This window comes from Haloarchaeobius lipolyticus, assembly GCF_051208015.1.
In the GTDB taxonomy this organism is placed as follows: domain Archaea; phylum Halobacteriota; class Halobacteria; order Halobacteriales; family Natrialbaceae; genus Haloarchaeobius.
Window position 1 is genome coordinate 261,152 of record NZ_JBPKGF010000004.1, and the last position, 16,867, is coordinate 278,018.

A 16,867-nucleotide genomic window follows, 5' to 3' on the forward strand; every position below is an offset into this window, starting at 1 on the left:
AAGTAGCGGGAGGTAGATTTGAACCTCACTCACTTCACTTCGTTCCGCTCGCTGGTTCGAATCTCCCACCGTTCACCTTCTCAGAATTCAGGACTCGTTCCTCGCGATGCTCGTCACTCGTCAGTTGAATTCTGGAAAAGTAGCGGGAGGTAGATTTGAACTACCGATCTGCGGGTTATGAGCCCGCCGGAATCTCCTGGCTATCCCATCCCGCTACCATCACGTACCGGGGTGTCACTGATAAGGGTTGTGAGTTAGGAGTTAGCTCTGTGATGGACTTTCGTGAGGAACTGGCGCCCAGATTCGAATTCGATGGGGGAGCGGGAGGTAGATTTGAACCTCACTCGCTTCACTTCGTTCCGCTCGCTGGTTCGAATCTCCTCGTCACTATTTCGCCGAACTCGTGACTATCGCCTCGCTACGCTCGGCACTCGTCAGTTGAATTCTGGAAAAGTAGCGGGAGGTAGATTTGAACTACCGATCTGCGGGTTATGAGCCCGCCGGAATCTCCTGGCTATCCCATCCCGCTATCATCACGTAACCCGGTGGACTACTTAAGACCTATGATACTGGTCCCGTATGCGTGTTTCTCCCACTGCAGCGTCGGGTGATTTCTCTACCTGTTCGAGCAGAGACAATCGCGGCTCACGGCTCGTGGACCTGCCAGGTGAACAGACTCTCGGCGACGTAGTTCACGACCATCCCGATGCCGATGCCGGCGACCTTCGAGACGACGAACCAGCCGTCGATGCCGAAGAGCGTCAGCTCGAGCGCCAGGTACCGGTAGAAGACTCGGAAGGTGACGAGCTGAACGACGATGCCGCCAGCCCGGACGAGGTTCGACCGGAGCAGCCGGCGGAGCGTCGGCACCAGCCCACCGTCCCCCTCTCCGGAGAACGTCCAGTTGTCGTTGAGGAGGAACATGACGACGACGGCGACCTCGATGCCGACGAAGACCGCGAGTTCGGGGAACACGCCGAGCTCCCGGAGGACGGTCGAGGTCGTGACGTCGAATACCGCGCCGACGACGCCGACGGAAGCGAACTGGCTGAACCGGACGCCCGAGACGAGCGCCTCGGCTCTGTGTTCGAGCGATTCCCGTAGGCCGTCGTCGCCGCTCATTCGTCGACCGTCGTCTCTGCTGCGAGGCGGTCGACGAGCGCTGGACGGTCCTCCTGTCGGTCCCCGATGAGAGAGTGGACCGTGCTTCCACGGAGCTGTTTGGCGCGGTGGCGAGAGCGAAGGAGCGAGATACCGAGTTCGATGGTCGTCCCGACCGGGGAGACGGTCGAGTCGGGCTGGTCCTCCCACGTGACGGGAACCTCTCGTGCGGGAAAGCCCAGCGCGTAAGTCATCGCGACCAGTTCGATGTCCCAGGCGAACCCGGGCTCGTACAGGTGGTCTCGCACGGCGGTCCACGCCTCCCGGTCGATGGCTTTCGCGCCGCACTGGAAGTCGTAGAAGTCGACGCCGAGGAGGGTACGTGCGACGAGCGCGAAGCCGTCGCCGAGGTAGCGGCGGGCGACGGTCTGGTGGGTTCGGACGTCTGCGTCCGGGTGACGCCGCGACCCGACCGAGAGCGAGACGGTGCCGTCACGCACCGGTGCGACGACGTCCGCGATCGAATGTGCGGGAGTCGCGCCGTCTGCGTCCGCGAAGGCGAGAACGTCGGTGTCGAGATGTTCGAAACCGCATGTGATGGCGGCTCCTTTCCCCCGTCTGGCGTCGACCGCGTGGAGCTGGCCGGGTGCATCCTCCAGTCCGGCCATCGTCTCCGGGTCGGGGTCGTCGAGTTCGACGAGAATGGTCTCGGGGTCCAGTCGGTCCTCGAGGTCGTGCAGGTAGGTGACGAGCGTGTCGAGGGTAGGGTCGTATGCGGGAACGACCACGCCGACGGACCGTGACATCAGTACGTGAAGGGTCGCCGCGGAAAGTAAAAGGGTTCGCTTCCACGTAGCGACAGAAGGGAAAAGCCCTTACCCGCCAAAGCCTCGTTTCTCGTCTATGGAATACGGGCTGGTCCTCGTCTGGCTGGTGGCTGTGGCCGGCCTCGCTGTCGTCGCGGCGCCGCTCACGTCGCTCCTGTTCTCGCCGCTCTCCGACCGGGGTGGCACGCTGGCGTTCCCGGTCGCACTGGCGACACTCGGCGTCGTGAGCTACTGGGTGGGACAGCTCGCGTTCGGCTGGGCTGGTATCGTCGCCACGCTGGTCGTCCTCGGTGGCGGGTCGGCGTATGCGAGGTACGTGGGAACCGACACGGATTGGCAGGCGGTCGGGGCCGGGCTCGCGGTCTTCACCGTCGGGTTCGGTTTGGTGACTATCGTCCGTGCCGCCGACCCGGGCATCATCTCTACTGGTGGCGAGAAGTACCTCGACTTCGGACTCCTGAAGACCCTCATGCGAGCGCCCGCGCTGCCCCCCGAGGACTTCTGGTACGCGGGGGACCGCGTGCAGTACTACTACGGTGGGCATCTGGTCGCGTCACAGCTGACCAGGCTGGTCGGGACGCAGGCCCGCTACGGCTATAACCTCGCACTGGCGACGTTCTACGGCGCACTGGTGGCAGGCGTCTTCGGCGTCGCCCGGAACGTCGCCGCGGAACGCGGCCTTCCACAGCTCGCGGCTGGTGCACTCTCCGTGTTCTTCGTCGGAATCGCGAGCAACCTGACCCCGTTGGCAAGGACCGTGGTCTGGCTGCTCCCCGCGAGCATGAAGACGACCGTCGACTCGAACCCCCAGTATCCGGGACCAGAGGTGGTGAAGGCGTTCGGCGTCGAGTGGCACGCACTCGCGGGCGGACCGGAGTACTTCAACTACTGGCCGGCCTCGCGAGTCATCCCGAACACCATCAACGAGTTCCCGCTGTTCTCCTGGTTGAACGGCGACCTCCACGCCCACATGACGAGCACCCACCTGCTCGTGCTAGCGGCTGCCGTCGGACTCGCGTACTGGCTGACGCCCGCAGGAGCGGTGACACGCCGCCGAGCGTATCTGTTCGTGTGCGCGCCCGTCCTCGCAGGCTGGCTCGCCGTCGTCAACACGTGGAGCTACCCGTCGGTCGCCGGAGTGACGACGCTCGCCGCGATATTCGCGTCGGCCCATCCGGCGAGCGTCTTCCCTGGCAGAATCAGCTCACGGGTGGACGCCATCGCGACCGACTCCCGAGCCGCGGCGGAGGCGACCCGGGTCCTCACCGCGGGCGTGGTCGGGCTCGGGGTCGGCATCGGCGGCTTCGTCGTCGCGCTCCCGTTCTTCACGGGTGCGACGAGCGGGCAACATCTCGCGTTCCTCCCCGAGCGGACCGGCTTCGCAGGGCTCGTACTCGTCCACGGTGCGTTCTTGCTCGTCACCCTCGTCTACTTCCTCCCGCGACTCGCACCGGGTCGGAATCCGCTTGGCTTCCCCGTGGGCATCCCCTCCGTGACGAAACCCGCGCTCGAGGACGAGACGGTCGTCGTCGGACTGTGGGGCGTCACCTTCGTCGCGTTCGCGGGCGTCGCGTGGCTCCTCGACGCGGCCGTCCTCGTGGTCGTCACTCCGGCACTCGTCGTGGGCTGGCTGTTGCTCCGGCTCGACCGGGAGGTCGGCTACGAGACGGTCCTCGTCGTCGCGGCGATCGGACTCGTCACGATGGTCGAGTTCGTCTACGTCTCCGAGCGGGCCGGCAGCGGCCGGTTCAACACGGTGTTCAAGTTCTACATGCAGGTGTGGGTCCTCTGGGGGACGGCGGTCGGCGTCATGCTCACCGATGTGGTCGCCCGGCAGTGGCCCCGCTGGAGCATCGGTGACCGAATCACGGCGGGCCGGGACCGGGACACGGCTCGGCTGATGCAGGTGGCGGCGGTCCTGTTCGCCGCGTTCCTCATCGCCTCGACGAGCATCTACGCCGGGCTAGCGTTGACGAACCACTTCGACAGACACGATGGCGACTACACGCTGGACGGGAAGCAGTGGACGGAGGACCGGTATCCCGACCAGTACGCCGCTATCGAGTGGCTCGACGCGAAGGACGGGCGGCCGGTCGTCGTCGAAGCCCCGACGACAGTGCACATGTACGCGAGCAACCGACCGGACACCTGGCTCATCAGCGGCGCCTCAAGTCTGACCGGGTTGCCGACTATCGCCGGCTGGGGTCACGCCTCGAACTACCACACGGAAGCGGGCTGGGCGGAACGGATGGCCGACGTCAAGGCGGTCTACCAGGGGAACACGGCCGAACGGGCGGCGGTCCTCGCGAAGTACGACGTCCGGTACATCTACGTCGGACCGCACGAGCGCCAGCACTACGCGATCGAGGACCTCGCCGCCGACCCGGGAATCGCGGTCGCGAAACGCTTCGGCGACGTCGTGATATACGAGGTCGACCAGGACGAGCTACGGGGATAGAGCTACAGGAATAGAGCCTACAGGAACAGAGCCGAGAGAAACTGAAGTTCGAGTCGAGTCTGTTGTTCAGGCGGACGGCTTGCCCTTCGCCTGGATGACCTCGACGGCGTCGGCGTCCACGCGGTCGACCTCGAGGTGGTGCGGGATGTAGTTCTGCCGGTCGAAGTCGTCCTTCTCGTCGTCGGTGCCGACGATGCACCAGAGCTGGACGCGGTCCGGTCCGTGCCACTCGCCGTTTCGGCTGATGGAGAAACACCGGACCTCCTCACCGTCGTAGTCGACGACGGCGCCCTTGCGGATTCCGGGGTCCCCGTGGATGATGAGGCGCTTCATGCGCCAGCGTTTGCACACCGAGCAATTAAGCGTGTCGAAGGACGCGATTCGGAGCGAGCGTCAGCGAGCGAGAATCGCGGGGATGCGAGCGGGGTGCGAGTGGAAGATGCGAGCAGTGCGAGCATCTTCGTTTTCTGAACGGCGAGCAGTGCGAGCCGTGAAGGAGCGATCCGCGAACGGCGCGGCCCTGGGACGTACCCTCGTGCCTCGGGATGGCACACCGGGCCGGCGGCGTCTGGCGGTCGCACCGAACCAAATGCGTTTTAAAGGACCGTGGTCAAACTCTCCGTAAGGCCGATATCTATGCAGATGCCACGACGCTTCAACACGTACTGCCCGCATTGTAACACCCACCACGAGCACGAGGTGGAGAAGGTCCGTACCGGCCGGACGACCGGGATGAAGAAGGACCAGCGTAAGCAGCGAGAGGGGAAGAAGGTCATCGGTAACGCTGGTCGCTTCTCGAAGGTCCCCGGTGGCGACAAGCCGACCAAGAAGACCGACCTCAAGTACCGCTGTTCCGACTGCGGCAAGGCGCACCTCCGCGAGGGATGGCGCACCGGCCGACTCGAGTTCCAGGAGTGATTTCACATGGCAGGTAGTTTCATCAAAGTCAAGTGTACCGATTGTGAGAACGAACAGGTCGTGTTCGAGAAGGCCTCCACGGAGGTCAACTGTGCGGTCTGTGGCACGACGCTCGCCACCCCGACCGGCGGCAAGGCCGACATCCCGCACGACGTCGTCGAGACGGTAGAAGCACGATGAAGTACAGCGGCTGGCCCGAGAACGGTGAGCTCGTCGTCGGCAAGATCGACGAGATCGAGGACTTCGGCGTGTTCGTCGACCTCGAGGAGTACGAGGACAAGCGTGGCCTCGTCCACATCAGCGAGGTCGCGAGCGGATGGATCAAGAACGTCCGCGACCACGTCCGAGAGGGTCAGACCGTCGTCGCCAAGGTGCTCGACGTCGACGAGGGGTCCCAGCAGATAGACCTCTCCATCAAGGACGTCAACGACCACCAGCGGTCGGACAAGATACAGGAGTGGAAGAACGAGCAAAAGGCCGACAAGTGGATGCTGCTCGCCTTCGGTGAGGACGTCAGCGACGAACAGTACGCGACCGTCGCCAACGAACTCATCAGCGAGTACGGGAGCCTCTACGAAGGGTTCGAGGAGGCTGCCATCCACGGGCCGGAAGCCCTGTCCGGGATGGACCTGACCGACGAGGAAGTCGAGAAGGTCGTCGACACCGCCCGAGACAACGTCTCCGTCCCGTACGTCAACGTGACCGGCTACGTCGACCTGCGCAGTCCGAACCCGGACGGCGTCGACGACGTGAAGGAGGCGCTCAAGGCCGCCGAAGGAAACGGCGAGGTCCCCGAGGAGATCGAGCTCTCGGTCACCTACGTGGGCTCCCCCGAGTACCGCATCAAGGTCCGGGCCCCGAACTACAAGACGGCCGAGTCCGAGCTCGAAGCCGCCGCAGAGCGCGCGAAGGCTCAGATCGAGGAACTCGGCGGTACTGCCGAGTACCACCGCGACCGCCGCTCCGACGACGAATGAAATCCGACATCCGGGTGTGTTCGGCGTGGCGCGACCACCACGGCCGCCCGGTGTACACCCTTTCTGACGTCTGTCCCGACTGTGGTTCAGACGCCGTCAACAGTGCGCCAGCTCCCTTCGACCCGGCGGATAGCTACGGGGAGTACCGACGCGCACTTAAGCAAGCCGCCCGCGAGTGACGGATATGGAGCCACTCGACATCGAGCACGTCGCTGACGTAGAGCTGTCGGACCCGGCGTTCGTGGAGGGACTGCCCGGCGTCGGCCACGTGGGGAAACTCGCGGCCGAGCACATCCTCGACCAGTTCGACGGCGAGCTTGTGCGTCGCGTCTACTCCCACGACCTGCCGCCGCAAGTCGACGTGGACGACGAGGGCGTCGCCGAACTGACCCACCTGGAGTTCCACGCCGTCGAGACGGACGGCCGCGACCTCCTCGTATTGACCGGCGACCACCAGGCCCAGAGCAACGAGGGCCACTACCGGCTCGCCGACGCGGTTCTCGACATCGCCGAGGAGTTCGGCTGTGAAGAGGCGTACGCACTCGGTGGTGTCCCGACCGGTGAGCTGATGGACGAGTACGACGTCCTCGGCGCGGCTACGAGCCCCGCGCTCGTCGAGACGATGGAAGACGTCGGCGTCGAGTTCCGCGAGGACGAGCCCGCTGGCGGTATCGTCGGTGTCTCGGGACTGCTGCTCGGTCTCGGCCGACGACGCGACCTCGACGCTGTCTGTCTGATGGGCGAGACTTCCGGCTACCTCGTCGACCCGAAGAGCGCGCGGGCCGTCCTCGAGATACTCGAAGAGCGGTTCGACCTCGAGTTCGACTACGCCTCGCTCGAAGAGCGCGCAGACGAGATGGAGGAGGTCATCGGGAAGATACAGGAGATGGAACAGCAACAGCAGGCCAACGTCCCCAGCGACGACGACCTTCGCTACATCGGTTGAGTCGACGACGGTCGCTGTCGACGGGCATACGTCTCGGTGCGGTCACGGCCGCCATTCTGGCAACGCGAGCATCGGTTTCGGCTCTCTCTCCCGACGGTCGCGGACGTACAGCACCACGAGTGAGAGCCCTGCCGCGACGAGGATGCCGTACAGCATCGTCCCCTCGACGAGTCTCGTGAGAGCGAACGCCGTCCAGAGCACTGCTCCGACGAGGCCGATACGGATCTGTTGCCAGCGCCAGCGGCCCTGTTCGTAGGCGTGTAGACTCACGAAGACGAACCCGAGCCAGCAGACGACGAGTGCGATGTAGAGTAGTGACGAAGGCGTCATCGGTACGGATACGCCCCGGGCCGAGAAAAGGAGCCGAGTAACCGTTGAGTCGGTGTCGTTCCCGGTGGATGGTCCGTTCCCTCGGGACGTCACGTTGCTCGTCGTGACCTCGTTTCTCCTGGGCCCCGTTGCACTCTTTACGCGTGCGGCCGTAGTTTCAGACCGAGGCAACGAAGGTGTTCCAGCTCGGTCTCGAGTGGGCGACTGCACTACCAGCCTGGCTACTGGCTGGGCTGTCGCTCGGCGTCGTCTTCACGGTGTTCTCGGCGACCATGTTCGTCGCCGGAGAGTACTTCTTCCGGACGCCCACGGCCAGGGAGCGGGGGTTCGACCCGCGTCTCTCGGGTGACGCACGTCGGCGCGAAGAGATACGCTGGTACCTCGACGCCATCGGCGAGCAGTACGCGGAGGGGCATCCGGTCGCTGGCCATCACGTGGAGTTCTACCTGCCGAAGCGCGACGTCGCAGTGACCTTCGACGCGCACGCCTTCTTCCGTATCCAGGGGACGGATACGTACCCGGTCCTCTGCGAGCACGAGATGCACGGGTATCACCTGGGAAGTCGTCTCCCGTTCGAGGTCCCCGAGATATCGTGGGAGGTCGACGACGAGGTGGCCGAAGCCGACGTCGTCCGCGAGGCGTTCGGGGCGCTCGGAATCGCACCGTCGGCGACGCCGGACGAGGTCCGGGCTGCCTACCGGAACCGGGTGAAAGAGGCACATCCGGACCACGGCGGCGACGAGGCGACGTTCCGGCGGATTCGAGAGGCGTACACGGTAGCCAAAGAGCACGCGGCGAGCTGACCGACAGCCGCCGAACCGCCGATTTCGACGGTGCAGGGGCAGTTACGCAGTGGTAACCGGCAATCGTGATGGCAACAAGATTTTATGCGCTCTCTGCGTGCCACCGTACATGAACTTCCTCCCGGGCGTGACGCTCCCGTCCGTGTTCGGTATGCCGGCGACGGACCTGTTGGCGTGGGTGGTCATCGCCGCGTTCCTCCTGGGAGCCGTCTTCGACACCTACGGCCGTGACCTGGCGAGGTACTGGCTCACGGGGACGTGGGCACTGTTCGGCGTCTTCTGGCTGGCGGTGTTTCCCCACTTCGCCTTCGAGGTGAAGAGCTTCGTGGAGGGTGCACTCGCACTGTTCGCGGTCCCGGCGTGCCTCTACACAGCCTACCTCCTCTGGAACGGCCGAGAACGGCTCCACGTACTCTCGAAAGCGGTCGGCGTGATGGGACTCATCTACCACCCGACGCAGGCGATACCCATCGTCCGCGAAGTCCTCATCGAGCAGGTCGCGTGGCAGACCTATCAGGGAATCGTCCTGCTGGGGTACAACCCCGAGTTCACCACCGGTCCCGAGTACGGCTACCTGAACATGTTCGTTTTCAGGGACTTCGCGACGTACATCGTCTACGCCTGCACCGGCATCGGGTCGATGGCGATCTTCGCGGGCCTCATCATCGCGGTGAAGGCCCCGCTGTCGCGCAAGCTGAAGTCGTTCGCGCTCGCGGTCGGGGTCATCTGGGTGCTCAACATCGTCCGGAACGTGTTCGTCGCCATCGCCGCCGGGAAGGGCTGGTTCATGCAGGGACCGGTTCTCTGGCTCGCGGGAATGGCGGGCGTCGAACAGAGCCACGCGTCGTTCTGGTTCGCCCACAACGTCCTCTCCCAGACGCTCTCGATATTCGCGCTCGTCGGCATCACCTGGGCGGTCGTCCACGTCCTCCCGGAGTTGCTCGGCATCCTCGAGGAGGTGCTGTTCGTGGCGACTGGTACCGAGTACGATCTCGAGGAGGCACTCGGCGTCGACCAGCCGGTTCGAGCGGACGGCGGGGTCGATGGCGCGAAGTGAGGTCGTCTTCCGCGACCGCGCGGCGTACTTTCCGGCCCCCGACGCACTCGTTCTCTCCGACCTCCACTTCGGCCGAGCACACGCCTCGAACGTCGATTTCCCGCTGAACGAGGGGTGCGACCTGATCGACCGGGTGGACGGATTGCTGGAGCGGTTCGAGCCGACGACCGTCGTCCTCGCGGGTGACGTCCTGCACTCGTTCTCGACCGTCCCGGTTCCCGCTCGCGAGGCCCTCGACCGACTGGTGGACCTCGTCCGTCCCCGGGCCGAGCTCGTCGCCGTCCGCGGTAACCACGACGGACAGCTCGTGAGGGTGTTCCCGGGCGAGGTATACGACTCGTTCCGACTGTCCGACGGGACCATCGTCTGCCACGGCCACGAGGAACCGGCTGAGACGGCGGAGCGGTACGTGATCGGCCACGAACATCCGGCCATCGAGGTCGAAGGGAGACGCTACCCCTGTCTGCTGTACGGGCCCGGAACGTACCGTGGCGGCGAGGTCTTCGTGCTCCCCTGCTTCACCACGCTCGCGCCGGGCGTCAGGGTCAACCGGATGCGGACCGGCGACTTCGATTCGCCACTCGTCGTCGACGCGGACCGGTTCCAGCCTGCGATCCGTGACGACGGGGGCGACGAGACCCTCTGGTTCCCCGAACTCGGGTCGCTCCGACGGTTGCTCTAGCTCTCCGGGGTATCGCCGGATAGGTCCGCTTCGACTGCCTCGGCCGCGACGGCGCCGCTCTCCATCGCCCCCTGTATCGACGACCACCGAGTGTAGTCTCCGGCGAGATAGACGGGGCCGTCCGGGTCGCGGACCTCGGGGAGGGCGTCAGCGAACCCCGGCTTCTGGACGAGCTGTGCGAACGGTATCCGGTCCGTGTGGCGCAGTTCGAACCGGTCGAACCGTCGTTCGGGATACCACGACGCGACGGTCTCGCGCGCGAGTTCTGCGAGTTCGTCGTCCGACTCCTCGCGGTCGCCGAGGAACGTCGCGCTGAGGAGTGTCACGTCCTCGGGCGCGTACTCCGGTGCGACGGCAGTGTGGTCGACCACCTGATTCGGCCCCGCCGAATCCGTGTTCAACATGAGTCGCTTCCCTGCGTCGAGACCGCCGGTGTCGTCCAGTGCGTACCACTGGGTCACGCAGCCGTTTGCCGCCGTGGGTATCGATTCGACGCCCGTGAGTTCCAGCGCCGAGAGCGGGTCGGTCGCGACGACGATAGCATCGGCCTCGCGGCGACTCTCCGAGAGGGACACCGCTCCCCGCGACCCCGCCGACTCGATGGCCGTGACGGTTCGTCCCGTCTCGACGGTTGCACCGGCGGCCTCGGCCCGTTCGCGAAGCTGTGACGAGATGGCGCCCATCCCATCTGCCGGGACCGCCGACTCTCCGGTCGAGAGCATCGCGAACACGTACTCGAAGACGTGCTTCGAGGTCGCGAGCGTCCGGTCGAGCGTGATGCCGCCGAAGAACGGCTCTGCGAAGTTCTCGACGAACCGGTCCGAGAACCCTCGTTCCTGAAGGTACGTACGGGTCGACCGGTCGGAACCGCCGAACAGCGACCCGGGCGACCGCTTGCGAAGCTCGCGCTTGAGCCGGAACGTGTTCACCTTGTCGGCGAGCGTCACGTCGCGGTTGAACAGCGACTCGGTCAGCGACCCGGGGTCACGGAAGGGGTCGGCCAGGGTGGACCGGTGGCCCGGTCGACAGAGACAGGCCCCGGGAGCGAACGATCGAAGCTCCAACCGGTCGAGGTCGAGCTCTCGCTGGACCGCGGGGTACGCGGTGAACAGCACCTGGAACCCCCTGTCGTAGGTGAATCCGTCCTCGTGAGTCGACCGGACCCGCCCACCGACCTCGGATTCTCGCTCGTACAGCGTGACCGACGCGCCGGCCGCTGCGAGTCGGCTCGCGGCGACCAGTCCAGCGAGCCCGCCTCCGACGACGACCACGTCTCGTCCGTTCATAGGCCGTCTTCGTTCGTCGGGACCAAAGTCGCCCGGTCTTCGGACGGCCGTCGCATCGATGGACAGTGATTAGGGAGCACCGCCCCAAGCGACGTGCATGGAGACGACCGACGCCTTCGTCGGCCTGGACTGCGTGGACTGCGGAGCGCGGTTCGACGCCGCTGAGACGACGCACCGTTGCCCCGACTGCGGGGGTATCCTCGACCCGGCGTACGAATACGATTCGCTGGAGCTGTGGCGCGAAGACGTCGACTCCCGCGAGTTCGACTCGATGTGGCGCTACGAGGAGCTCCTCCCGTTCCCCCGGACCGCCGCCGTCACGATGGAGGAGGGAGCGACGCCGCTCGTCGAGTGCCCCTCGCTGGCGGAGGAGCTCGGCGTCGGCGCGGTCTACATCAAGGACGAGGGAAGGAACCCGACGGGGACGTTCAAAGACCGAGGTCAGACGGTCGCCGTCACGGCAGCGGCCCAGCACGGCGCGACGGACGTCGCACTCGCGTCGGCCGGAAACGCCGGGCAGGCGGCGAGTGCCTACGCCGCACGGGCGGGTCTCGACTCGCACGTCTTCCTGCCGGCTCGCTCCGGATTCACGAACAAGGCGATGGTCAACGTCCACGGCGGGGACATGACGGTCGTCGGTGGCCGCATCTCGGACGCCGGCGCGGCGTTCTCTGACGCCATGGAGGACCCGGAGAACGACCACTGGTACTCGCTCCAGACGTTCGAGACGCCGTACCGCCACGAGGGGAAGAAGACCATGTACTTCGAGATCGTCGAACAGCTCGACTGGGAGGTCCCAGACGCCGTGGTCTATCCGACGGGTGGCGGCGTCGGCCTCGTGGGAATGTACAAGGGGGCAACGGAGTTCCAGAACCTCGGACTGACCGAGGACGTACCGGGCTTCTACGCGGCACAGGCGTCGGGCTGTGCGCCCATCGTGGCCGCCTACGAGGACGGCCGTGCCGAGCACGAACCGTGGCAGCATCCGGACACCATCTGCGGCGGCATCGAGATACCGGACCCGGGCGCCAGTTCCTGGATCCTGGAGTGCCTTCGGGAGTCGGAGGGGGGTGCTGTCGCGACGGAAGACGACGAGATACTCGACTCGGCGATCACGGTCGCTCAGCACGAGGGACTGGAGATGGGAGCGACGTGTGCCGCCGCGGCCTCCGGTGCGTGGGAGCTCGCCCAGCGGGGAGAGTTCGACGAGGACGACACCATCGTCCTGATGAACACGGGAACCGCGAACAAGGATGCCGACGTGCTTCGCAGTCACCTCATGGGTAAGGGTATCTGAGCGACGGCGACAGTCTCTCCGAATCGGTGACTGAGTCGGTCACCCACCAGAACCGTCACTCCTCTCTTTCGGTGAGCAGGTACGTGTATCCACCACGGCGCTCGAAGGTCACGTCTCCTTCGCGAGCGCGACGCTGAGCGTAATCGGCGACCGAGCGTGTTCTGAGGTCGGTGACGTCGATCCTGCGTCGCCTGCGTGTCTCGCCCTCGACCGGGCTGGCGAACGTGTTCATACACGCGAAAATGAGCGGTTCCGATATGAAGGCGAGCCACGCGGAGTGAAAGTGAAACTGTCCGGCAGCGACCCGGTGGACACGGACACGCTTGCAGACGCTCCCCTCACGCGTGGAGTACAACGCGAGGGACCAACCACAGAACTTTAGGTTTAGACGAGTCTAATTCCAGCACCAATGCTCAGTGACGTCATGGAGGATTACCTGAAGGCGATCTACTACATACAGGAGCACGAGGGAACACCGGTCACCACCTCCCAGATCGCCGAGTATCTCGGCGTCACGCCCCCCACGGTGACGAGCATGGTCGAAAAGCTCGATGACCGTGGACTCGTCCACCGCGAGAAGTACAAGGGCGTCGAGTTGACCGACGAGGGCATCACGGTCGCACTCGAGGTCCTCCGTCACCACCGACTCCTCGAGGCCTACCTCACCGAACACCTCGACTACGACTGGTCCGAGGTCCACGAGGAAGCCGACGTTCTCGAACACCACATCTCGGAGGAGTTCGAGCGCCGCGTCGCGGAGGCGCTCGGCAACCCGACGGTCGACCCACACGGCGACCCCATTCCGGGTGCGGACCTCTCACCGCCCGAGGAGGACAGCCTGACCCGGCTCACGGAACACGACGTCGGTGCCGTCGTGGAGATCGCGAGAGTAAGCGACCGCGATGAAGAGGAACTTCGCTACCTCAAGGAGGCGGGAATCACCCCGGGGACGGTCGTCGAAATCGTCGACGTCGCCCCCTTCGGGATGGTCACCGTGGCCGTCGCCGGACACGAGCAGAGCCTTCCTGATACGGTCGCGGGCTCGATACGGGTCCGTCCCGTCGGCACGGAGACGGAACGTGCGACCGGCGATGCATGACCGAGTACTTCGGCATCGTCGTCGTCGCACTCGTCGCACAGCTCGCGGTGCTCCCCGGTGAGAAGGTACAGTTCATCATCGCGGGACTTTCGACCCGGTACCACCCGGCAGTGGTCGTCTCGGCGGCGGGAACGGCGTTCGCCGGGTGGACCGCACTGGAGATATGGTTCGGACAGGCGGTTCGTTCGGCGCTTCCCGAGCTCTACCTCGAGCTCATCAGCGGGCTGTTGTTCATGCTGTTCGCTGTCCTCATCTACCGGTCCACGCCGGACGCGGACGGGGAAGAGAACGTGGCGAACGAGCTGGAGACGGACGGCGGCACGTTCTCGTTCGACGCCGCTGATGGCGACCGCGTCGAACTGTTCGGTCGAGAGCTCCCGGCTCCGCTCGGAAGCTGGCTGCCCATCTTCGGGATGATGGCCGCCGGTGAATTCGGCGACAAGACCCAGCTCGTCACGATCGGACTGGCGATCGAGTACGGCGCGACCTCCGCGATCTGGGTCGGAGAGATGCTCGCGATCATCCCCGTGAGCATCGTCAACGCCGTCCTCTTCTACCGGTTCTCCCACGCGTTCGACGTACGGACGGCCCACCGTCTCTCGGCGGGACTGTTCGCGTTCTTCGGTCTCGATACGCTGCAGAGCATCGTGACCGGATTCTCCGTCTGGGAGACGGCGGTCGGCACCATCGCTAACGCCGCCGTCGCCGTCCTCTAATCCGGGGTACTGGGAGGCGTTCTTCGGACGAACCGGTGGCGAATCTCGATGTCCTTTTGAGACTACCACTCCCATGCGTAGCTACCTCCATGGCCACGTTCGTGACCTCCGCCGTTATCGGCGTCGTGTTCGGCTTCGCACTCGCATCGCCGCCGGGGCCGATGAACGCCATCATCGCGGAGGAGAGCGTCCTCCGAGGCTGGACCGCGGGCTTCCGAGCGGGACTGGGCGCGTTCACCGCGGACGCGGTCTTCTTCGTGCTCGCCGCGCTCGGGCTGGTCGGGTTCGTCGAAGATGCCCCGCTGGTCAAGGGGTCGATGGTCGCGGCCGGCGGCGTGCTGATGTGCTACTTCGCCTACGGCGCCTACCGGGACGCCAAAGAGGCAAGTTCGTTCGTCGACTCGACCGACCCCGATGGGGGCGACGGACAGAAGGGCTTCCAGAAGGCGTTCCTGCTCGCGCTCACGAACCCGTACCAGATCGTGTTCTGGCTCACGGTCGGCGTCCACATGCTGGACGCCGCCGCTATCGACGTGTTCGCCCAGGTCCCCTACGTCGGAGCGGACCTGACCGGAGTCCTCGTCGTAGAGACCGGCAGTCCGGCCCTCATCGTGGGGTTCTTCCTCGGCATCCTCTGCTGGGTGTCCGGATTCCCGGCGACGCTCGTCACGGTCGGCAAGCGGATCGACCGGTTCGCGCCGGCGGTCGCTGGCGTCAGTTCGGTCGTCCTCGCGGGATTCGGCGTCTTCTTCCTCGTCGACGCCGTCCAGACGCTCGGACTGCTGTGAAGAACAGGCCGCTTCCTACAACTCGACGTCGCTGTCCGAGTGCTCCATCTCCGAGACCTCCTCTTCGAGCCACTCGCGGAACCACTTTACGCGCTTGAGTCGCTGGTGTGCGATGCTCTCGGCAGCGTCCGACTCGATCCGTTTCGCGGCGTCCTTGCCACGCTCGAGGACACGGTCGACCATCTCCGAGGCGTCCATGTGCGTGCGGGCCTCGTAGCCCATCCGCAGGAGCATGAGTGCGGTTCCGTTCGCACCGACCTTGTCCAGGATGTCGGCCTCGATGAGACACCGCGTCTCCAGTGGGAGGTCGGAGAGGTCGCCCTGGTAGGAGTGGTTCTCGATGGAGCTACAGACCTCGTCGATGAACGAGACCGGGAACTCGCCGTGGGTCTCGAGATACTGGCGTGCGACCCGTGCACCCTCCTCGGCGTGCACCTCCTGGTCCGCGTCGAGCTTTGCGATGTCGTGGAACAGCGCAGCGACGCGCGTCACGTCGACGTCTGCGCCCTCTCTTCGTGCGATCTTGGTCGCCAAGTCGACGACGTTCAGGATGTGGTTGTGGCGGTACTCCGCGGAGTGCCACGGGTACCAGCGCATCCGACCTCCCTCGTCTTCGTTCTCGACGCTCGCGAGGAGATAGTCGTACACGAAACCTTTCATCGCCTCGAACTCTTCGTCTGTGACGCGGGATTCCTTTATTTCGACACCCAAAGAGAATCACCCCGCGTCCGGCGTTCTATAGTCATTGTTATCCGTACAAAGGTCTGTTCGACTCTTAGGCGTTACGACACCGCGAATTAAGTACGCAGCGGCCCTCCCCGCAGTTATGACGCGGGCACTGTATCTCGACGATTCGACGCTCCGACAGTTCGACGCCACGGTCGAACGTGTCACCGACGATAGAGTGGTTCTCGACCGGACGGCCTTCTACCCCGCCGGCGGTGGCCAACCTCACGACACCGGGACGCTACGAGCCGACGGGGAGTCTTGGGAGGTCACGGCGGTCGAGAAGAAGGACACCATCTACCACGCACTCGACGGGTCGGCTCCAGAGCCCGGAACCAGCGTCACGGCCGAACTCGACTGGGACCGCCGCGCCGCGCACATGCGCTATCACACCGCCCAGCACCTCCTCTCTGCCCTCCTGCTCGACGAGTTCGACGCGGAGACGACCGGGAACCAGCTCTACGACGACAGGGCACGGCTCGATTGCGCGTACGACCGATTCGAGGAGCGCGACCTGCGACGTATCGAGGACCGGCTGAACGACCTCGTCTCCGACCGACTCCCAGTCCGGTGGTACGAACTCGACCGCGAGGTCGCAGAGGAGCGACTCGACACCGAACGGACCCGGATAGACCTCCTGCCGGACTCCATCACCGAGCTGCGCATCGTCGAGATCGGCGACGAGGACGGACCGTACGACCGGACCGCCTGCGCGGGGACACACGTCGAGAACACCGACGATATCGGCGAGGTCACCGTCACCGGTCGCGAGACTCGCGGCAGCGGCGAAGAGCGCATCTACTTCGAACTCGACGCCTGACGTCGTCCGTGCACACGCCCGGAGTGCTTTTCCGCC

21 protein-coding genes and 2 tRNA genes are annotated in these 16,867 nt (G+C 65.2%); 14 read left to right on the forward strand and 9 right to left on the reverse strand.

Annotated elements, in window-relative coordinates; all coding sequences use genetic code 11:
• Window positions 1-140: 140 nt before the first annotated feature.
• From ACSC1Y_RS13620 to ACSC1Y_RS13635, 4 genes are all read right to left on the reverse strand, one after another.
• Window positions 141-215 (reverse strand) — tRNA-Met (locus ACSC1Y_RS13620).
• A gap of 239 nt (window positions 216-454) precedes the next feature.
• A tRNA-Met gene (locus ACSC1Y_RS13625) sits at window positions 455-529 on the reverse strand.
• 116 nt (window positions 530-645) lie between these two features.
• Window positions 646-1,122: a GtrA family protein gene (locus ACSC1Y_RS13630; RefSeq protein ID WP_435335464.1), complete on the reverse strand. Its 477-nt coding sequence runs from the start codon at window positions 1,120-1,122 to the stop codon at window positions 646-648.
• Window positions 1,119-1,907, reverse strand: a complete 789-nt coding sequence (locus ACSC1Y_RS13635) for a glycosyltransferase (protein ID WP_435335465.1) — start codon at window positions 1,905-1,907, stop codon at window positions 1,119-1,121. The genes ACSC1Y_RS13630 and ACSC1Y_RS13635 overlap by 4 nt, the downstream gene beginning before the upstream one ends.
• A 97-nt stretch (window positions 1,908-2,004) precedes the next feature.
• On the opposite strand from ACSC1Y_RS13635, the gene ACSC1Y_RS13640 reads away from it, so the two are divergent.
• A complete protein-coding gene (locus ACSC1Y_RS13640) occupies window positions 2,005-4,386 on the forward strand; it encodes a DUF2298 domain-containing protein (protein ID WP_435335466.1) in 2,382 nt (793 codons plus the stop codon).
• A gap of 66 nt (window positions 4,387-4,452) precedes the next feature.
• Here the strand turns inward: ACSC1Y_RS13640 and ACSC1Y_RS13645 are convergent, their stop codons facing one another.
• Complete coding sequence (locus ACSC1Y_RS13645) at window positions 4,453-4,719, reverse strand: HAH_0734 family protein (RefSeq protein WP_435335467.1); 267 nt, start codon at window positions 4,717-4,719, stop codon at window positions 4,453-4,455.
• 303 nt (window positions 4,720-5,022) lie between these two features.
• On the opposite strand from ACSC1Y_RS13645, the gene ACSC1Y_RS13650 reads away from it, so the two are divergent.
• The 5 genes from ACSC1Y_RS13650 to ACSC1Y_RS13670 are packed head-to-tail and all read left to right on the forward strand — an operon-like array spanning window position 5,023 to window position 7,227.
• Window positions 5,023-5,304: a 50S ribosomal protein L44e gene (locus tag ACSC1Y_RS13650; protein ID WP_435335468.1), complete on the forward strand. Its 282-nt coding sequence runs from the start codon at window positions 5,023-5,025 to the stop codon at window positions 5,302-5,304.
• Between the two features lie 6 nt (window positions 5,305-5,310).
• Entirely contained in the window at window positions 5,311-5,484 is a 174-nt protein-coding gene (locus tag ACSC1Y_RS13655) for a 30S ribosomal protein S27e (RefSeq protein WP_435335469.1), read from the forward strand.
• The gene (locus tag ACSC1Y_RS13660) at window positions 5,481-6,281 is read left to right on the forward strand and encodes a translation initiation factor IF-2 subunit alpha (RefSeq protein WP_435335470.1); all 801 of its coding nucleotides are present in this window, start codon (window positions 5,481-5,483) and stop codon (window positions 6,279-6,281) included. Before ACSC1Y_RS13655 ends, ACSC1Y_RS13660 begins: the two co-directional genes overlap by 4 nt.
• The gene (locus ACSC1Y_RS13665; protein ID WP_435335471.1) at window positions 6,278-6,460 is read left to right on the forward strand and encodes an RNA-protein complex protein Nop10; all 183 of its coding nucleotides are present in this window, start codon (window positions 6,278-6,280) and stop codon (window positions 6,458-6,460) included. Before ACSC1Y_RS13660 ends, ACSC1Y_RS13665 begins: the two co-directional genes overlap by 4 nt.
• A 5-nt stretch (window positions 6,461-6,465) precedes the next feature.
• Complete coding sequence (locus ACSC1Y_RS13670) at window positions 6,466-7,227, forward strand: proteasome assembly chaperone family protein (RefSeq protein ID WP_435335472.1); 762 nt, start codon at window positions 6,466-6,468, stop codon at window positions 7,225-7,227.
• A gap of 42 nt (window positions 7,228-7,269) precedes the next feature.
• On the opposite strand, the gene ACSC1Y_RS13675 is transcribed toward ACSC1Y_RS13670, so the two are convergent.
• A complete protein-coding gene (locus ACSC1Y_RS13675; RefSeq protein ID WP_435335473.1) occupies window positions 7,270-7,557 on the reverse strand; it encodes a hypothetical protein in 288 nt (95 codons plus the stop codon).
• Window positions 7,558-7,733: 176 nt separating this feature from the next.
• Between ACSC1Y_RS13675 and ACSC1Y_RS13680 the strand changes: the two genes are divergently transcribed.
• The 3 genes from ACSC1Y_RS13680 to ACSC1Y_RS13690 all read left to right on the forward strand — a co-directional run bounded on the left by ACSC1Y_RS13680 (window position 7,734) and on the right by ACSC1Y_RS13690 (window position 10,099).
• Window positions 7,734-8,360 (forward strand): J domain-containing protein, encoded by a 627-nt coding sequence (locus ACSC1Y_RS13680; RefSeq protein WP_435335474.1) that lies wholly within the window; start codon window positions 7,734-7,736, stop codon window positions 8,358-8,360.
• A 109-nt stretch (window positions 8,361-8,469) separates the two neighbouring features.
• On the forward strand, window positions 8,470-9,417 hold the full coding sequence (gene artA, locus ACSC1Y_RS13685; RefSeq protein WP_435335475.1) for an archaeosortase A: 948 nt from the start codon (window positions 8,470-8,472) through the stop codon (window positions 9,415-9,417).
• Window positions 9,404-10,099: a metallophosphoesterase gene (locus ACSC1Y_RS13690; RefSeq protein ID WP_435335476.1), complete on the forward strand. Its 696-nt coding sequence runs from the start codon at window positions 9,404-9,406 to the stop codon at window positions 10,097-10,099. Before artA ends, ACSC1Y_RS13690 begins: the two co-directional genes overlap by 14 nt.
• Here the strand turns inward: ACSC1Y_RS13690 and ACSC1Y_RS13695 are convergent.
• A complete protein-coding gene (locus tag ACSC1Y_RS13695; RefSeq protein WP_435335477.1) occupies window positions 10,096-11,385 on the reverse strand; it encodes an FAD-dependent oxidoreductase in 1,290 nt (429 codons plus the stop codon). The genes ACSC1Y_RS13690 and ACSC1Y_RS13695 overlap by 4 nt on opposite strands.
• 97 nt (window positions 11,386-11,482) lie before the next feature.
• Here ACSC1Y_RS13695 and ACSC1Y_RS13700 point away from each other — a divergent pair, with 97 nt between their 5' ends.
• A complete protein-coding gene (locus ACSC1Y_RS13700; RefSeq protein ID WP_435335478.1) occupies window positions 11,483-12,682 on the forward strand; it encodes a threonine synthase in 1,200 nt (399 codons plus the stop codon).
• Window positions 12,683-12,737: 55 nt separating this feature from the next.
• Here the strand turns inward: ACSC1Y_RS13700 and ACSC1Y_RS13705 are convergent, their stop codons facing one another.
• On the reverse strand, window positions 12,738-12,914 hold the full coding sequence (locus ACSC1Y_RS13705) for a hypothetical protein (RefSeq protein ID WP_435335479.1): 177 nt from the start codon (window positions 12,912-12,914) through the stop codon (window positions 12,738-12,740).
• Window positions 12,915-13,091: 177 nt separating this feature from the next.
• On the opposite strand from ACSC1Y_RS13705, the gene ACSC1Y_RS13710 reads away from it, so the two are divergent.
• From ACSC1Y_RS13710 to ACSC1Y_RS13720, 3 genes are all read left to right on the forward strand, one after another.
• Window positions 13,092-13,781: a metal-dependent transcriptional regulator gene (locus tag ACSC1Y_RS13710; protein WP_435335480.1), complete on the forward strand. Its 690-nt coding sequence runs from the start codon at window positions 13,092-13,094 to the stop codon at window positions 13,779-13,781.
• Window positions 13,778-14,497, forward strand: a complete 720-nt coding sequence (locus ACSC1Y_RS13715; RefSeq protein WP_435335481.1) for a TMEM165/GDT1 family protein — start codon at window positions 13,778-13,780, stop codon at window positions 14,495-14,497. Before ACSC1Y_RS13710 ends, ACSC1Y_RS13715 begins: the two co-directional genes overlap by 4 nt.
• Window positions 14,498-14,586: 89 nt before the next feature.
• Window positions 14,587-15,285 (forward strand): LysE family transporter, encoded by a 699-nt coding sequence (locus ACSC1Y_RS13720; protein ID WP_435335482.1) that lies wholly within the window; start codon window positions 14,587-14,589, stop codon window positions 15,283-15,285.
• Between the two features lie 15 nt (window positions 15,286-15,300).
• On the opposite strand, the gene ACSC1Y_RS13725 is transcribed toward ACSC1Y_RS13720, so the two are convergent.
• Window positions 15,301-15,996 (reverse strand): HD domain-containing protein, encoded by a 696-nt coding sequence (locus tag ACSC1Y_RS13725; RefSeq protein WP_435335483.1) that lies wholly within the window; start codon window positions 15,994-15,996, stop codon window positions 15,301-15,303.
• A gap of 115 nt (window positions 15,997-16,111) precedes the next feature.
• Between ACSC1Y_RS13725 and ACSC1Y_RS13730 the strand changes: the two genes are divergently transcribed.
• A complete protein-coding gene (locus ACSC1Y_RS13730) occupies window positions 16,112-16,831 on the forward strand; it encodes an alanine--tRNA ligase-related protein (RefSeq protein WP_435335484.1) in 720 nt (239 codons plus the stop codon).
• The last annotated feature ends 36 nt before the right edge of the window (window positions 16,832-16,867 follow it).

Excerpts from the sequence above, each read along its gene's own strand:
- ACSC1Y_RS13635 (WP_435335465.1), bottom strand. The coding sequence starts at position 1,907 with ATGTCACGGTCCGTCGGCGTGGTCGTTCCCGCATACGACCCTACCCTC.
- ACSC1Y_RS13710 (WP_435335480.1), top strand. The coding sequence starts at position 13,092 with ATGCTCAGTGACGTCATGGAGGATTACCTGAAGGCGATCTACTACATA.
- artA (WP_435335475.1), top strand. The coding sequence starts at position 8,470 with ATGAACTTCCTCCCGGGCGTGACGCTCCCGTCCGTGTTCGGTATGCCG.
- ACSC1Y_RS13695 (WP_435335477.1), bottom strand. The coding sequence starts at position 11,385 with ATGAACGGACGAGACGTGGTCGTCGTCGGAGGCGGGCTCGCTGGACTG.
- ACSC1Y_RS13690 (WP_435335476.1), top strand. The coding sequence starts at position 9,404 with ATGGCGCGAAGTGAGGTCGTCTTCCGCGACCGCGCGGCGTACTTTCCG.
- ACSC1Y_RS13660 (WP_435335470.1), top strand. The coding sequence starts at position 5,481 with ATGAAGTACAGCGGCTGGCCCGAGAACGGTGAGCTCGTCGTCGGCAAG.
- ACSC1Y_RS13630 (WP_435335464.1), bottom strand. The coding sequence starts at position 1,122 with ATGAGCGGCGACGACGGCCTACGGGAATCGCTCGAACACAGAGCCGAG.
- ACSC1Y_RS13675 (WP_435335473.1), bottom strand. The coding sequence starts at position 7,557 with ATGACGCCTTCGTCACTACTCTACATCGCACTCGTCGTCTGCTGGCTC.
- ACSC1Y_RS13645 (WP_435335467.1), bottom strand. The coding sequence starts at position 4,719 with ATGAAGCGCCTCATCATCCACGGGGACCCCGGAATCCGCAAGGGCGCC.
- ACSC1Y_RS13720 (WP_435335482.1), top strand. The coding sequence starts at position 14,587 with ATGGCCACGTTCGTGACCTCCGCCGTTATCGGCGTCGTGTTCGGCTTC.
- ACSC1Y_RS13730 (WP_435335484.1), top strand. The coding sequence starts at position 16,112 with ATGACGCGGGCACTGTATCTCGACGATTCGACGCTCCGACAGTTCGAC.
- ACSC1Y_RS13665 (WP_435335471.1), top strand. The coding sequence starts at position 6,278 with ATGAAATCCGACATCCGGGTGTGTTCGGCGTGGCGCGACCACCACGGC.
- ACSC1Y_RS13650 (WP_435335468.1), top strand. The coding sequence starts at position 5,023 with ATGCAGATGCCACGACGCTTCAACACGTACTGCCCGCATTGTAACACC.
- ACSC1Y_RS13700 (WP_435335478.1), top strand. The coding sequence starts at position 11,483 with ATGGAGACGACCGACGCCTTCGTCGGCCTGGACTGCGTGGACTGCGGA.
- ACSC1Y_RS13705 (WP_435335479.1), bottom strand. The coding sequence starts at position 12,914 with ATGAACACGTTCGCCAGCCCGGTCGAGGGCGAGACACGCAGGCGACGC.
- ACSC1Y_RS13640 (WP_435335466.1), top strand. The coding sequence starts at position 2,005 with ATGGAATACGGGCTGGTCCTCGTCTGGCTGGTGGCTGTGGCCGGCCTC.
- ACSC1Y_RS13715 (WP_435335481.1), top strand. The coding sequence starts at position 13,778 with ATGACCGAGTACTTCGGCATCGTCGTCGTCGCACTCGTCGCACAGCTC.
- ACSC1Y_RS13670 (WP_435335472.1), top strand. The coding sequence starts at position 6,466 with ATGGAGCCACTCGACATCGAGCACGTCGCTGACGTAGAGCTGTCGGAC.
- ACSC1Y_RS13655 (WP_435335469.1), top strand. The coding sequence starts at position 5,311 with ATGGCAGGTAGTTTCATCAAAGTCAAGTGTACCGATTGTGAGAACGAA.